General features: G+C 59.7%; 10 protein-coding genes. 4 read left to right on the top strand and 6 right to left on the bottom strand.

The genetic code is table 11. The annotated features are described in order from the left end of the window. Window positions 1–22: 22 nt before the first annotated feature. The 3 genes from VJU77_18600 to VJU77_18590 form a co-directional block, all read right to left on the bottom strand. Complete coding sequence (locus VJU77_18600; GenBank protein ID HKP05366.1) at window positions 23–256, bottom strand: ferredoxin; 234 nt, start codon at window positions 254–256, stop codon at window positions 23–25. A gap of 120 nt (window positions 257–376) precedes the next feature. Further along, complete coding sequence (locus VJU77_18595; GenBank protein ID HKP05365.1) at window positions 377–4,309, bottom strand: hypothetical protein; 3,933 nt, start codon at window positions 4,307–4,309, stop codon at window positions 377–379. Window positions 4,310–4,796: 487 nt separating this feature from the next. Beyond that, on the bottom strand, window positions 4,797–7,202 hold the full coding sequence (locus VJU77_18590) for a hypothetical protein (protein HKP05364.1): 2,406 nt from the start codon (window positions 7,200–7,202) through the stop codon (window positions 4,797–4,799). A gap of 240 nt (window positions 7,203–7,442) precedes the next feature. Between VJU77_18590 and VJU77_18585 the strand changes: the two genes are divergently transcribed. After that, window positions 7,443–9,812 (top strand): heme-binding protein, encoded by a 2,370-nt coding sequence (locus VJU77_18585; protein HKP05363.1) that lies wholly within the window; start codon window positions 7,443–7,445, stop codon window positions 9,810–9,812. On the opposite strand, the gene VJU77_18580 is transcribed toward VJU77_18585, so the two are convergent. After that, window positions 9,793–10,743: a hypothetical protein gene (locus VJU77_18580; protein ID HKP05362.1), complete on the bottom strand. Its 951-nt coding sequence runs from the start codon at window positions 10,741–10,743 to the stop codon at window positions 9,793–9,795. The genes VJU77_18585 and VJU77_18580 overlap by 20 nt on opposite strands. Window positions 10,744–11,370: 627 nt before the next feature. On the opposite strand from VJU77_18580, the gene VJU77_18575 reads away from it, so the two are divergent. Beyond that, window positions 11,371–11,826: a Rid family hydrolase gene (locus tag VJU77_18575; protein HKP05361.1), complete on the top strand. Its 456-nt coding sequence runs from the start codon at window positions 11,371–11,373 to the stop codon at window positions 11,824–11,826. On the opposite strand, the gene VJU77_18570 is transcribed toward VJU77_18575, so the two are convergent. Then, window positions 11,823–12,146, bottom strand: a complete 324-nt coding sequence (locus VJU77_18570) for a DUF4286 family protein (protein HKP05360.1) — start codon at window positions 12,144–12,146, stop codon at window positions 11,823–11,825. The genes VJU77_18575 and VJU77_18570 overlap by 4 nt on opposite strands. Before the next feature lie 130 nt (window positions 12,147–12,276). On the opposite strand from VJU77_18570, the gene VJU77_18565 reads away from it, so the two are divergent. Beyond that, window positions 12,277–13,692 carry an MFS transporter gene (locus tag VJU77_18565; GenBank protein ID HKP05359.1) on the top strand — a complete coding sequence of 472 codons (1,416 nt, stop codon included), beginning with the start codon at window positions 12,277–12,279 and terminating at the stop codon, window positions 13,690–13,692. A gap of 88 nt (window positions 13,693–13,780) precedes the next feature. Beyond that, window positions 13,781–14,596, top strand: coding sequence for a nitrilase-related carbon-nitrogen hydrolase (locus VJU77_18560; GenBank protein HKP05358.1), 816 nt, complete (start codon window positions 13,781–13,783; stop codon window positions 14,594–14,596). Here the strand turns inward: VJU77_18560 and VJU77_18555 are convergent, their stop codons facing one another. Next, window positions 14,597–15,535, bottom strand: a complete 939-nt coding sequence (locus VJU77_18555) for a DUF6268 family outer membrane beta-barrel protein (GenBank protein HKP05357.1) — start codon at window positions 15,533–15,535, stop codon at window positions 14,597–14,599. Between the last annotated feature and the right edge of the window lie 2 nt (window positions 15,536–15,537).

Here is a 15,537-nt window from a genome sequence, read left to right as displayed (position 1 = left end):
AGCGACCGCAGCTACAGAAAAATTATTCGCCGTCGTTGCCGATTGCGAGGGTCGGACAAACGTCCAGGGCGCGCTGGGCGGCAGCCGTCTCTTCGTCGTTTTCCGGCTGCTTGTAAAAATAGACGTAGGTTTCGTCGTCGTTGTATTTCAAAAGATTTGGAGCCTCATCCAGACAGACGCGGCAGGGGGTGCAGGTGTTATCCACGTACCAGGCGCCGGGAACGTTTTCAGGAAGTTTGTTTGCTTTATCGGCCATTCGAACTTTTTAGCCGAAAAGCGTGGGCGTGGGCAATTCCTTTTCTCGTGGTAGGGACGGCGCGCTGCGCCGTCCTCTTGCGCGTGCATTGTCGAAAGCGGTCGCCGCAGCGCAGCGACCCTACCGTTGCGGCGGAGTGGGGCCTTCGATGGGACTCGGCTCGATGTCTGGCAGGTAGTCCAGCGGTGGAGTGGGGCTTTCCGCGGCGGAGGGCGTGGGAGTTGGAAGTGGATTCAAGAGAACGCCGCTTTTCGTCATTAACTTTCCGTTCCTGGCCATCACGTCTTCCACGTAATACAAACTTCCCCACCGCTGGCCGTCCTTCGAATCGGCCGTATCGGAACGGAGATAGAATTTTTCCATCTCATCGAGGTGAAACGGGCGTGAGCCGCGCCGGCCAAAGACGACCGTTTGCCCGCCGGTTTCGTCCACGACGCGGTCGCGTTCGAGGCCGCGCGAAACCGCGATCGCTTCGCCCGGGGTGGGATAGGTGGCGATTAATTTCGGATTGGGCCGCGGGCTGAATCCTTGCGCGCCGGGGACCGTGTCGGGCGAGATGAGCTGCACGACGCGCAGTCCGCTCCGGCCATCAGCAACCAGAGCGAACTGGGAGGCGCTCACGCTCCCGATCTGAACGGCCCGGGTGTCGTTGAGCAATCCTCCGGCGTTGAACATTTGGTCGAGATGCGGCCGTTCCGGATTTTCGACGTCGATGATGGCAAGGCCTTCCGGACCGTTCGCGACATAGGCGTAGGTGCGCGCTACGTACAGACGGCCCGGATTTCGAAGCTGCACCGTCGCCCCCGAAACCGGCACCGGCCGGTACGGATTGGTGATCTCAAGGACTTTCAGGCCGTCATCATCCGTGACGAAGGCATAACGGAACTGGATGGCGACGCAATGCGGGTTGCGCAGGAAATTGCCGGTGTATTGACCGCCCAGCTGCGGATGCATCGGGTCGGTGCAATCGACCACGAACAATCCGCGCGGGGTGGTGACATAGAGACGATGTCCGGCGGCAGTCGCAAAGCTGGCGCCGGTGAGCGCGCCGTCGGGATTGAAGGTCACATCGCGCTTGAGGAAATTGTTGTCGGGATTTCCATCAACGAGGGTGGCGACGTTTGAACCGACGATGCCCTCTTCCCGATCTGTGACATAAACAAAGGCGTAAAACAGATCGATTGGCTGCTCCTCATTCTCCGGCAGGCGGACCCGCGCGGGATCGAGCGCAAGGGTGCTGGGGATCACCACCGAGGTCGCGTATTTCGTGTTCACCCGGGTCCGTTGCCCTAGCGGCGAAACCGGCGCGCTGACAATGCGTTCCGAGAAACCTTTCTGGTCAATGTTCGCGACATCAAAAACTTCGAAGCCGCCGGGGCCGTTCGCGGTGTAGAGATATTCGCCCCGCAGCACGATATCCTGAACGTCGTGTCCGCTGTGTTCGTGCGCCTCTTTGAGCACCGCACCGGCTTCAAGATGTTTCCGATAATTGTCCGGGTAGGCGATTTGATGGAGATGGCTGCCGATCACCGCCTGCGGCTCGTCTGGCTCCGTCCAGACCACCGCATGGAACCCGTGCCTGCCTTCAGCCACGTATGAGTAGCGCCCGAAGAAATTTACCGTGCCGGTGCCGAACCCGAGGAGCTGCGTCATCCAGGCGTTGTTGTCGTTGTTTTTCGAGAGATGGCAGTCGGTGCAATTCTTGGTCGTCCCGACGCCGCTGGTGGTGTGCGGGAAATGCGGATTGAACGCCTGGCCGCTATAGCCTTCGGCCGAAAAGGTCTGCGCCTGCGAGTAAACCCACTCGCGATTCGCGTTTTGCGAGCTGACCACCACCGCGCTTGAAGAACGGATCACGGCCATCCGGTTCTTTTTTACCGTCCCATCGATCCCGAGCATGAAGACGTCGTCGCGCACCACCTGCGGGTTGTAGGTCGTATAGTTCCGGTCGGTGACGCCTTCGAATTTATTGAGCGGGACCCGCTGGTTCGCTTTCATCGGCAGGTGGCAGCCGAAACAACTCGTTGCCCATGAGGTGTGGCAGATTTGGCAATCCATCGCGCTGTTGTCGTGCGCCAGGTGGATTCGGCTGTAGCCCGCCTTGCTGTCGCCGGTTGTTTGCTGACCGGGATCGGCGATTTCGGCTACGGCCCCGCCCCAGGTTTTGCCGTCGCGCCGGAGCGTTTTCGCATAGGCCGATTTCGGATTGTAGTGCGAGGAGAGGGGATCAACCGTGTCGATCGTTTGCGGAATTTCCCAGCGAACATCAGGGGCCATGACCGACTGCTGATAAAGTCTCGTCCCTTCCCAAACGAAGCGTGGTCCCCACGGCGTGTTGCTCCCATTTAGCAGATCGAACGCGCCAGCGTTCCCCGTCGTCACCAAGGTCGGCCGCTGATTGACGGTGCCGTGGCAATCGATGCAATTAATCGTCGTCGCATTGCGCGGTTCGCCGTAGAGCATTCCATTGCCGTGCACGTCTTTTTCGAAATGACAGTCCGTGCATTGCATTCCGTGCGCGAGATGGACGTCCTTGAGATGAACGGCCTTGGCGAATTTCTGCGGATCGTCGTGCGGGATCTTGTTATCGCGAAGGTCGAGCAGGTTGCCTTTTCGATCGTGCTTGAAGATCGCGCGGAAAACCCAGCCGTGGCCGTGGTAATCGGCGAACTGGGTGTGCTTGAGCTGCGGGTTTAGCTCCGAAACTTTGTCGAGAAATTCCCGGTCACCCCAGAGCCCTCTCGCCGCGGCCGCCTCGGGATTGCTTTGGGTCTCGATCACCAGGTCATCAGGCGTCGGGTTGCGCTGCTGTTTGGGATACATCAGCTCGCCATCCGTTTCCTGGTCCCACCAGGTGTAACCGAGATAGGGATTCACGAAGAGATTGCCCTGATGCATATGGCAGTTCATGCATTGGCTCGACGGGATCGAGCGCGAGAACTGGTGCAGGACCGGATGCCCCCGCTCGTTCTTTGGAATCGTTCTGTCCGCGGTGAAACTCAGCCCCTGGTGGCCGTATTTGCTCCACCGGCCGGAGTTGGTCGGCGAACGATCGTTCGCGTAAACGACGTGGCACGCCGAACAGCCGCTCGATCGATAATCGCCCGCGTGATCGTTCGAACCGAGAAAGCCGAGAAGCGGATCGTGCAGCCGCGTTTTTTGCAGACCCAGAAAAACGGGATCGGTCCGGTTCAGCGTGCCGAGTCCACGCTCGGACAACCGCCGGAGCGGTTTACCGGGTGGTTCTTCGGTGGTTGGAATTCCGAGCTGCAATTGCTTTTCGCCGCCCTTCTCGAAAATGCGCAGGATATTTCCCGGATTACTCAGGTTGAATCGCGGAAGCGGATCGAGGAAGGGAAGGATGCCGCGGAACTTGGTGTCCTCAGGCGTGACGGGCGTGTAGTTGATCAGACGAAGAGGCGCGCCGTCGGCGCCATAGGCCTGGCCGAAGCGATAGTTTTTCAGATAGAAACCGCTGTTGTTGTAAAGCGCCGCGCCCCAGAGCATCGCGCCGTGATTCATCATGCTGTGATCGACATTGCGAATGATCTCGTCGTGGCAAAGGCCGCAGGCCTGTTTCGCCACGCGCAGGTCGCCGGGATTAATGAAGCGAATGAACTCAGCCGATTCGTGGTTGAGCCAAACGTTCGAGTTCGGTGGATTGGCCGAGGTTTTCCAGAACTCCTTATTCCGCGGCAGAACGTGCGCCTGCTCTTTCTTCAGGCCTCGGGCCGGATTACCGCCATGGCAATCTGTGCAACCAAGGACGACATGCGAGGCCTGGTGCATCGGCTCGACGCCCTGGTGGCACTGATTGCAACCCGAGCTTTTCGCGTCAGCCGCCGCCTGGGATTGATCGATCCAATTTTGGCGAGGGCGGGCCGAGGGCGGGGTGATGGAAAAGTTCGAGGGGAGAGAAGTTGGCGGACCGTAGCCGGACTCTTCCTGGGCGAAGGTCGGGGCAGCGATGAAGAGAAGGGGAAAAAGAAAACGCCCAACGTTCAACGTCCAACGTCCAACGTCCAACGCAAGAGGCCGTAACGGCGCGTTCACCCTTTGTTCCTTTCCGCGGTCCGGATGCTGGCGGCGAAGATCTTAACGAGGGACTCAGTTTCGTTGAGGAGCGGCTCGACTTTTGCGGGAGGAAGAAGGGGAACGCGGTGGACCAAGCGCAGCCATCGTCGTGCTTCTCGGATCTCCTTTAAGCAAAACCGAAGTTTGTGAACGAAATCCTTTCGCGATTCCGCGCCTTGAAGTTCACCGTGGTTTGCGAGAGGCGACGTGCCACAACGCAAGAGCTGATCGGCCACGTGCCTTCCCGCTCGACTAGCCGGCAATGCATCAACCAGCCGAATGATTCGAACCGCGTACTCAAGCAGTCGCTCCTCCAGATCAAACCGCCTTTCGCCCGCACTCGTCGCGCCACCCTCTCTTCGTTGGACGTTGGACGTTGGACGTTGAACGTTGGACGTTCTGCCTTTCCCCCTCTCGCCGTACTCCACGCCCGGCTCTTCCTTAACGCGCCCGTTTCGCCTTTTCATCAGTAGGTCAGCGTGATCGTAAAAATCCCGCTATAGAGAAAATCATCCACCTTCCCTGGCGACGGGCCCGGATATCCGAAAACCGGATTCGTATTCGCCCGGTAGATATCTTTGTAACCCGCGCCCGGAACGAGAAAGCCAAGGCCCGCGGTGATGATGATGTTGTTGGTCAGCAGGGGCCGGTATTGAAATCCCAGGCTGCAATCGAGACCGATCTCGTTGCTGGTGTGGTTCGTGAACAAGACCTGCCGGATCGTGGCCGTGTCCTCCATCCAGATGTAATTCACGTTCAGAAACGCCTTCAGCTTCGGCGTGATGTCGGCGTCGTTGCCATAGCCGAGAATGATCGTGCCCGGATTTACGAAATTCGATTGCCCTTCGCTTTTGCTCGTCCGCAAATCGATCACCAGGCTGTCGCGCTGTTTAAAGTTCACCGACGTGCCGCCGAGGTTGAACCCCTGGTGAACGAAAAACGAGAACGGTCCGCCGACGAAGAATGGCTTGTCAAAAATCGTGTCGAAACCGGTGGCGGTCGAATTTCGCGGATCGTGATCGCCGCTCGCGTAAAAGCCGGAGAGCTTGAAGCGAAGCCAATCTTTGTCGATCGACAATTCCAGCGCTGCCATCTGGGCGTTGATGTCGACCCGCTGCTGCGCGATGCCGTTGAACTCGTCGATGCCCAGCGCCTGGTAAAGCGCGTGACTGATGTTCAACCTTCCGATGTGCCCGTCACCCGTCCAGCCGAGATAATAGGCGTGGACATAATGATCGCGCACCGCCCCGATCGGCGCCGGCCGGGTGATGAAATCGTTTTGGTCGTAGTGACGCGAACGTTCGTCCAGGTTCGCGTGGAAGCTGAGCTGGGCCGTGTAGCCTTTCGCGAAGAAATCCTGGCGGAAAACGTTCGCGATAAAGACGCGTTGATCGCGGTCGTCGAACTTGTTCAGGTCCGAGTAAGTGTCCTTCTCGCGCATATCGAACACGACGGCATTGTATTGCCAGAGATTGTTTTCGTAGTTGCCGAAGATTCGGATTCCGAGATTCGAATCGTTAAAGATGAAGCCGCGGAAATCGCTCACGAACGGCTGAATCCCGAAGCGCGACGAGAGGAAATCGTAATTGTTCGTCAGGTCGCGGATATGGATTTCGCCGAACGCTTCCTGGAGCGCGTAAAAGTCCTTTTGCCGGGTGGTGTAGCGCGTGTCGGCCAGGTCCTGCGGTAACGGCCTCAGGCCGGGGCCGAGTCCGGCAAACGGGTCCCCGGGATTGGGGAACACTTGCGGGGGCCGGGGCCCGGTAAAGCCGGGGCCGCGCGGATCGGGATCGAGCGCGTTGTTCTCCCGGACCGTGATGTAGTTGTGGTTTGCGACGAAAAGGAGCCGGAGCGCCCAGACCACCGGTTTGAATGCGGTCTCGCCTTTAAACAGGTCGACGCCGATCGAGAAGTCGTTCGAGAAAAAGAGCTGTTCGCTTCGCCCGAAAAATTCCGAGCTATTCGGGCGCGCGGCGCTGACGCCGCTGGGGGTCGGAAGCTTGCGTCCCTCGAATTGGAAAAAATCGTTCAGCGTCAGGTTAAGAAAGATGTCCTGGCCGATGATGGGCGAGTCGCCTTTCAGCGTGCTCTGCAAATAGGGGTGCCAGAAACGGAGCCGGCCGGTCTGATAGGGCGTCTCGGTGCGCGGATCGGCGTAACGCTGCCATTGGCCAAAGCCGACGAACCAGCGATTGGGCACGGGTTCGGAGCCGGGGAGAAGGCCGCGGCCGGCCTCAGAGTCGGGATAAGAGTCGTAATCGAGCTTGCGTCGTTCCGGCGTCATTTCACGCACCCCGCGGCGCGGCAATCCGAGCGAACGCGGCACCGGTTCCTCTGTGTAATCCGGGGGCTGAGGCAGAATGGGCGGATACAAATCCGGCGGCTCTTCCGGTTCGAGGAGATTGCCGCCGCCCGGGTCCGGGTTGAATTGCGAGGGCGGCAGCGGCGGATCGAGCTGGGCCTCTTCTTGTCCGAAGAGATAGCGCCGGCCCGCTTTGAAATGGGGATGAACCCGGAAACCGTTGATCTCGATCGCGGCTCCCTTGCGATCGCGGACGATCTCCACCGTGGCATCTTTGCTATCGCCCAGGTCGATTTCGACGAGACCGGCTTTGCGTCGCGCTGACTTCAACTCCACGGCGACATCCTTGCTGTCGCCCAGGTCGATGTCGACGCGCCCTGTTTTCCTGCGCGCTGGAGCCGCCGCGACACGGTCCGCCTTGCTCGGTCCGCCATTTATTTCCACCCGTGCCTCATCATTTTCTGCCGGGCTTTCATCGCCGGCGAGCGGCCGATTGATCCCCGCCGCGGCCAATAGAATGACCGCAAAAAGCAGGCGTCTGCTTCGTGCTCCGGCCATTGGGCGAGACAAGGGCATAGGGGTGCGAAGAATGCCGGAAAGTCCCTCGCATAAGCAAGCTTAAGGGGTGGGCGGAAAAAGGTGGATTTCGCTCTAGAATCTTGCTCCTGATCTTGCGTCGCTCTCTCCGGCACGATGGCGTGCCGGCTCCAAGGCACGACAGCGCGAGCTGGAGACGGCCTGCCCACAGGCCGTAGGGTCATCGCGTCGAAGCTCCGGGGAATTTCATTCCCCAACCCACGCGAATTTAGTATGAAACCAAACCCCGTGAGATTCCGCCTTTCATCCCTGCTCGCCGCCGCCGTTCTCCTCGGGTCCAGCGTCGCCCGGGCGCAGCTCACCGCCGTGGATGTCCAGACCATCATCAACCAGGCAACCACCCGCGCCCTTCAGATTTCGCCGAACAGCATCATCGCCGTCACCGATCGCGAAGGCAACGTCCTCGCGGTTTGGAGCGTCAGCGGGGTCGCGCCGACCGCGTTGGAGATCTCCAGCTGCGTTTCCAAGGCCGGCACCGCCTCTTATCTCAGCAGCAACCAGAACGCCTTCACCTCGCGCACGGCCGGTTTCATCATCCAACAGCATTTTCCGCCTGGCGTCCGTAACACGCCGCCCGGCCCGCTCGTCGGCGTCGGCCTTTCGAATTTGTTTTTCTCCGACATCAACAAATTCCGCGCGCCGGGCAGCGTCATCAGTTTCAGCAGCACTCCGGGCCTGACCATCGTTCCGGTCTTCGGCACCTCGCTCGATGGATCGCCGGGTGGCGTTCCACTTTACCAGAACGGCGTCCTGGTCGGCGGGATCGGCGTTACCGGCGACACGATCCCGGGCCCGGTTGTCTTTCGTTCCCAGAATCCGTTCACGTTCATTCCCGATTACGATGTGGACGAGGAAGTCGCGCTCGCGGGCCAGACCGGTTATCGCCCGTCCAGCTCAATCACGGCGAACAACGTTTATATCAACGGGATCGCGCTCCCCTACGTGTTGTCGCCGTCGCCGACTTCGGGCCAAACGCTGCAGGGGGCCGCCGCGCCTGGATTCCCCGTCATGGGCGCGCCACCGCCCTTCCCGTATCCGGTCGCCACTTTCGGCGGGGTGCAGGGCGAAATCCGCCAGCCCATCACCAGCGACCCGATCTCGACCCCTATCAACGGCCAGGCGCGCCTCACCGCGGCAGAGGTCACCAGCATCATTAACTTCGCAGCCGACCGGGCCCGGACCACGCGGGCCGGCATTCGGCTGCCCATCGGAACCCAGATGCAGGTCTTCATCACGGTCGTGAACAACCCGAACAATCCCGCCGTGAATCCGACTGTGCTCGGCGCGTTTCGCACCGGGGAAGCAACGCTGTTCAGCTGGGATGTCGCGGTCCAGAAAGGACGCACCGCGCTCGGGTTTTCAAGCAATTCGCTCGCGCTTTCGACCCGCACCGTTGGGTTCCTCGCCCAGACAAAATATCCTCCCGGCCTCGACGTCCAGGATCCCGGTCCGTACTACGGGCTCCAGGAACAATTCTCCGGCTTCAACCGCGCCGCGCTTCCAAATTTCGTTCTCGATTCCTCCGGGATGGACCCCCGCTTTCCGAACGGCATAACGATTTTTCCCGGTGGATTTCCGCTCTATCGCAATGGCCAGCTTATTGGCGCGATCGGGATCAGCGGCGATGGCGTCGATCAGGATGACATCGTGGGCGCTTCCGGCACGCACGATTTCCTGGCGCCATTTCCCATTCGCGCCGACCAATTCGCCTATCTGGGGGCGCGTCTGCCCTACGCCAAATTCCCACGCGATCCGGACGGCGCCGATCCCGACATCGGCCCGCCTCTGTTCGTGGTCCCGGCGGAAGCGCTGGCCAACATCTCGACCCGGGTGAGCGCGGGGACGGATGACAATCGGCTCATAGGCGGCTTCATCATCAGCGGGACCGCGCCGAAAAAAGTGATTGTCCGGGCGATGGGTCCGTCGCTGGGAGATTTTGGAGTTCCCCTGGCGCTCGGGGATCCGACTCTGGAACTGCGGAACGGCGCCGGTGCGCTCGTCGCGGCCAACGATAACTGGAGCGACTCCCAACAAGCCGAGATCGAATCCACCGGCCTTGCCCCCGGCAACGAATTGGAAGCGGCGCTGATCCGAACCCTCGCGCCCGGCGCTTATACCGCGGTGATCGCCGGAAAAAATGGCGGCACCGGGACCGCTCTGGTTGAAGTCTACGATCTCAGCCCCGCCTCCAATTCCACCCTGGGCAACATTAGCACGCGCGGCTCGGTCGGTCCGCAGAGCGACGTCCTGATCGGCGGCTTCATTATCAACGGAACCACCGGCAACACCCGGGTCCTGGTTCGGGGCGTCGCGCCATCCCTGGCCGCGGCGGGAGTACCCAACCCGATGCCCGATCCGGTCCTTCAGTTGCGCGACGGCAACGGCTTCCTGATCGCCGAGAACGACAACTGGCGGGAAGGCCCCGCAGTCGAGATCCAGGAATCGAATCTGGCGCCGTTAAACGATCTCGAATCCGCCATCATCACCACGCTCCCCTCGGGCCCTTACACTGCGATCATTCAAGATCGAAATGGTGCGAGCGGCATCGGCCTCTTCGACGTTTTCAATCTCCAGAATCCTTAGGCGCAGGTTGATGTGTCGCTTTGGAGACGAACGCCTCCTCAGCTCGCTGATAAGCCCAAGCACACTCTCTTACCAGCCAATCCAATGTTATGAATTCCGAGGCCAACCGAGTAAATAGATGCCTTGACAGCTTCGCAGTCGGTACGTTGGCCCCCACGCGTTTCAGGCTTACCACGTATTCGGCTTCGTCTTCGAAGGTGGCGCTCAAACCGGCCTCGCCCATTCGTGCCTTGAAGACGCCTAGATCCAATATGACGAAGACGACTATGTCGCCGCAGTAGAACGCGAACAGACCTTCTGGATCACGCATCGTGAGCGTAAAGGGAAAGTACCCCGCTGGCTCCCACTTCATGTCGTTCAGAAAGAATACCAGTGGCTTTTCTGCCAGGCCATCGGTCATTGCTCCAAATACCTCAGCGGGATCAGTCTCGGTGTGAGCAACGACATAGGCCAGCCCAGGCTCAGCAATGATCCGCACCGTGCCGTTGGTTCGCCTTTGTAGGAGACCGGTGATCGCCTCGGTGTGGTCTGTGACTTTTCCCCAGGCCGCAACGCGGCGAACTTCCCTGTCGTTACCAAATATCACCCTGGTTACATCGCTTGTCAGATAGTCACATAGCTCAGTGAGCCGTTGAGCCTGCCGCCTATCTCTGGCTCTCGCCGAAGTACCGGACTTGAGTTCCATGAGCCCCGGCTGCCCTGATCGAGTTAGGAAAGTGAGGTCGCCATGCCTAAGGCACGTCGTCAGGTCATTCATTACGGCGACGGCCCCCATGTCGAATGCTTTCCGAAGGACAGCGCGCTCAAGCGCGAGGCCAGCCTTTCCCGACAGGTACCCTGCAGGAGGCTTTAGGGCCATCGGCTTGAGGTCAAAACGGTCGAAGTAGGTAAACGCGATGCCGTCGCCAATGGCGCGAAGGGCGTGCAACACATGCGTAAAATCGCCCCGCTCGCTTACGCACCTTGCGATTTGTTTCCGTAACCTGTCTGCTCCTAGCCTCGTTAACACATGTCCCCGCGAGTGTAAAGATCGTCGAAGCTCTTTCTCTCTGCCCCTGTGCCTTCGTGCTCGCCTCTCCACCTTGAGTATGTGCGAGAGGAGGTTTCTTTGAAGATTGAAGCAGTCCCGGAAACGTGCGGGATCTTGGGAGAGCGCCAGGAGGTCCCGGTGTCGTTGCGTAATTGTTGACCGGTATTGGCGGAAGCTCATGGATCGTCCCAAAATAGCATCGCTTGGGATTGGATGCCTGCCGCCGAGACTGACTGCACGAAAGTTGCCGCGCGGTTCGTCAGCACCCGTGATCGCGCGGCGGAAGTGGACGTCGAACGCTGGGACGCCGGGTCAGTCCTTAGGATTCCAATCTAGCGGACCATGGGGACCTTTCGGGGCGCGCAAAGGCCCTCCCCACTTGGCTTCACCCATTAGGGTGACGGCTCCAAGAAGGTCTCTGAATTCGACGAGAACCTTGCTTCGTTCTTATTGGTTTCGCATGCTCGGTTTATGCGCACATGGATTGAATCAACGATACGAGGTCGGATAACGCTGGCCGTTCTCACGATGGCGGTAGCAGTTGGGGTCGGATTGGCCGTGAGGGAAAAAGCCGACGCGGCTTCCCCCGAAGCCAAGACGGTAATCGGGCCGTTGCGGCATATCGTCCTTCCCACTCGCAAGGATCAATTGCCCTTCAGCGACGCGGTGCTGTCGGGTAACACCCTTTACCTGGCGGGCCGGATCGGCGTCGATCCGCAAACCGGAAAGGCACCGGAAGAAGTCGAAAAGGAAATCCGGTTTCTCCTCGATGGCGTGAAGGCAACTCTCGCCGCGGCTGACATGACGATGGACGACCTGGTTTCCGTCCAGATCTTTTGTCCGGACCTGAGCTTGTACGAAAAGTTTAACGACGTGTATCGGACTTATTTCACGAAGGATTTTCCGGCCCGCGCTTTCATCGGCTCCGGCCCGCTCTTGCGCGGCGGACATTTCGAAGCGCAAGGGATCGCGGTCCGCCGTTAGGACTCGGCCAACTTAACTACAGCGATCTCCTCGAGAATCTGTCGGGAACCGCGGAAGCGCCCGGCAAACCGATCAGAGTGTTCCTTCTGAAGAGCCGGAGCAAAATTGTCGCGGTAACGGTGATACTCCTCCAGCGACCGGCAATCGTATTGCAGAACGTAGGTCACCTCATCACCCGCGGCCCCAATCACCTTGCAGATTTGGCAGGCCGAGAAACATCCGGTTCGAAGCACGTCGGGAACATGGACCCGCTTCATCCAGTCAACCCATTCGGCCTCGATGCTCGCCTCAAGAGCGATCGTAACGTGATAAATGACCATGACGGTTTATCGGGGCATCTTGAACGGAAGTCATTCATTGTTTGCCTTCCGATGAGATCTCGCGGTGTTGCGGCGTGAAGGAACGCTTCTAGAATCTCGTGCGCGGATGTGAACGCAGACGCGTTCACCGATGCCTGACCCAAAGCCGCACGAAACGCCACCGCCCTACGAGGCTGCGCGGGCGGAACGCGCGACGACGGCGGAAGGCACCCTGGACCGGCCCGCGAAGCACGATCCCTACGCCGCTTTCCGGTATTCCGGATTTTCATTCTACACCTCCGGCAACCTCATCTCCGTCATCGGCCGGCTCATGTTCATCGTGGCCGTCGAATGGGAGATGTACGCGCGGACGCATTCGGCGACGGCGCTCGGTCTGGTTGGATTGGTGATCGCGTTGCCGGTCGTGTTCTTGTCGCTGCCGGCCGGGCATATCGCCGACCGCTTCCCGCGGAAACGGATCGTCCTGGTGACCCAGGCACTGAGCGCCATCTGCTCGCTCGCCCTGGCCTTCGTTTCCTGGAACCACCTCAACATGCCTGACTGGGGATTTCTCCGGGCGGGCAATCGTTTTCTGTTTTCCATCGCCACGGTTTTCGAACGGCACACCTATTTCCATTTCGACGACCTTTCCATTCCGCTGATTTATTTGATCCTGCTGATCTCGGCGATGGGACGCACTTTTGGCTGGGCCGCGCGCAGTTCCTATTTCCCTCAGCTTGTTCCGCGCGAGGTGTTCGCAAACGCCGTCACCTGGAACAGCAGCGTTTTTCAGATCGGGTCGGTGGTCGGTCCGGCGCTGGGAGGTCTGCTCATAGTGCGGGCCGGATTCCCGTTCATTTATGCGCTCGACGCTTTCTGTGCGTTTTCGTTTTTCCTCCTGATTCTCCCGATTCGGAGCAGCGATCGGGGGAGCAGCAGCGAGCGCAACGCCTGGCGCAGCCTCAAGGAAGGCATCCGGTTTGTCCTGAGTAAACAGGTGGTCCTTGCGACGATCACGCTCGATATGTTTGCGGTCTTTCTCGGCGGGGCGACCGCGCTCCTGCCGATCTTTGCCGACCAGATCCTGCATTGCGGTCCGATCGGTCTCGGTTGGATGCGGGCTGCGCCCGGGATCGGCGCCTTCATCATGGCGCTGCTCATCGCTTATCTGCCGCCGATGAAACACGCGGGCAAAACGCTTCTCTGGTGCGTCACCGGGTTTGGGGCGGCCACGATTATTTTTGGGTTGTCGCGTTATCTTTGGCTATCGCTCGCCATGCTTTTTATGACGGGCGTCTTCGACAGCGTGAGCGTGGTTGTCCGCCACACGTTGCTCCAACTGGTCACACCCGACACGATGCGAGGACGAATTTCCGCGGTGAACAATATCTTCATTGGCACTTCGAATGAGCTCGGCGCGCTGGAGTCCGGATTGACCGCGGCACTGTTCGGGCCGGTGATATCGGTTGTGGCTGGTGGGCTCGGGACGATTCTGGTGGTGCTCGGCGTTTGCTGGAAGTGGCCCCAAACTCTTAAGATCGGGGCGCTGGACAAAAATCTCCGCTGATGGATGGCCCGCGAATGAACGCCAATCGACACGAATTACTGACTTCCAGGATTCATTCGCGTAAGTTCGCGTTTATTCGCGGGCCAAAATGAAAATCGCCGCTGCTCAAATTGCCTGCTCTCGGGGCGACATCGACGCCAATGTGGCCAAGATGCGCGACTTCGCGGAACGCGCGAAAACGGCCGGCGCCGGGCTGGTTGTCTTCCCGGAGATGGCGGACACCGGTTATTCAATGGCGGTCATTCAGGAACGGGCGACCACTTGGGCAGAAGGAGCGGTTCCCCAGCTTCAGGAGACGGCAAAGAAGCTGGGGATTGGGATAATCAGCGGCGTGTCGGAACGGGAAGGCGGTACGATTTACAACTCGCAGGTCGCGATCGACGCAACCGGCCAGGTCGTTGGAAAATATCGGAAGACCCATCTCTTCGGTTCGGCGCCCGTCGAGGAGCACAAATGTTTTTCGCCGGGGAACGAGCTGGTTAGTCTCCCCTGGGGACCGCTTCGCCTCGGACTCACGATCTGCTACGATCTCCGGTTCCCGGAAGTCTACCGCATTCTTGCCTGCGGGCAGCGGACTGACGTCTTCATCATCTCGTCGGCCTGGCCATTTCCGCGAGCCGAGCACCTGCGCGTTCTCGCCCTCGCGCGCGCGATCGAAAACCAGAGTTACGTGATTCTTTCGAACCGCGTCGGCAAAGATGACGGCGGGTCGAGCTGCGGAGGCTCTGCCATCATCGATCCTTACGGCGTGATTGTCGCCGCCGCTTCGGCCGATCGCGAAGAGCTGGCGGTGGCGGAGGTCTCGGAGGAAACGATCCGTTCCGTCCGGGATCGAATGCCGGTGTTTAAAGATCGACGTGAAGAGCTCTACGAGAAACGAGCCAAAGGAGAAGCGCGTTCCTGATTAGAACGCCGCCCGAAACGCCAGCATGCCGTAGGGGACCGCGCCGTCCTGTTTATAGCGGACGTCCGTCCGATGGAAATCGAACGCGCGATAGGGGATGAACCCGCCCTCCAGCGATAATTTGATCGCCGTCGTCAACTTCCAATCCAAACCGCCGCCCACCCGGACTTCATTGTAAGTGATCGCGGCGTGGTTCAGGGCGGTGTTGCCCTGGCGAGTGCCAAATTGTTTGTCCACCCGGTAGGCGTTCAAACGGAGATCGACGCCAGTGTAGAGCAGCAAGTTGCTGGTGGGCTCGTATTCCAGGCGCGGGGTTGGCGCGACGGCGTTGAGGGTCCACTGCGGCGCGAATTTCCAGCGAACCCCGCCGCCCGGCAGGACCGGATATTGGCGCAAGCCATCGATGCCGATACCGAACACAATTTGAAAGTCGGAATTGAAAATGTAGGTGCCGCCGATTACCACCGGCACGTTGAAGGTGTCCTGACCGAAGTCATCAAAATCGGTTCCGTAAAATCCCGGCTGCGCTTCGAGCCGGATGAGGAAAGAATCGGACAGTTCGGTGTCGAGGCCGATGATGAGGGCGGTGGCGTGAAGGTTGTCCGGAATCGCGGCGTTCCCTCCAAAACTGAAGGAATAACGTTCTGTCTGCAGACCTAACCGCAAAATCCCGATCTTGGTGAGCGGAGTCCAGACGAAGCGGACCCGAGCCTGGCTCCCGTCGAAATCCGTAATCCGCCGCAGACCGTTTTCGCCGCGCTGCACATCGCCGTTGCCGAAGTAAGCGCCTTCCACGTCGAACTCGAATGGGAATGAAGATTGCGACTCGACCAGCGCCACGTTCTTGGACGAAGTGCTGAAGGTTTCGACCTTGACCGCGAAGGCCCTCGCGGCGGTGAGGACAAGGCAAAATGCGGCAATCTTGAGGGCTATTTTCATGC

This window comes from Chthoniobacterales bacterium (assembly GCA_035274845.1).
Lineage (GTDB): Bacteria > Verrucomicrobiota > Verrucomicrobiia > Chthoniobacterales > UBA10450 > AV80.
The sequence above is the reverse complement of the archived record's forward strand: the minus strand, read 5'-3'. Positions and strand labels throughout refer to the sequence as shown.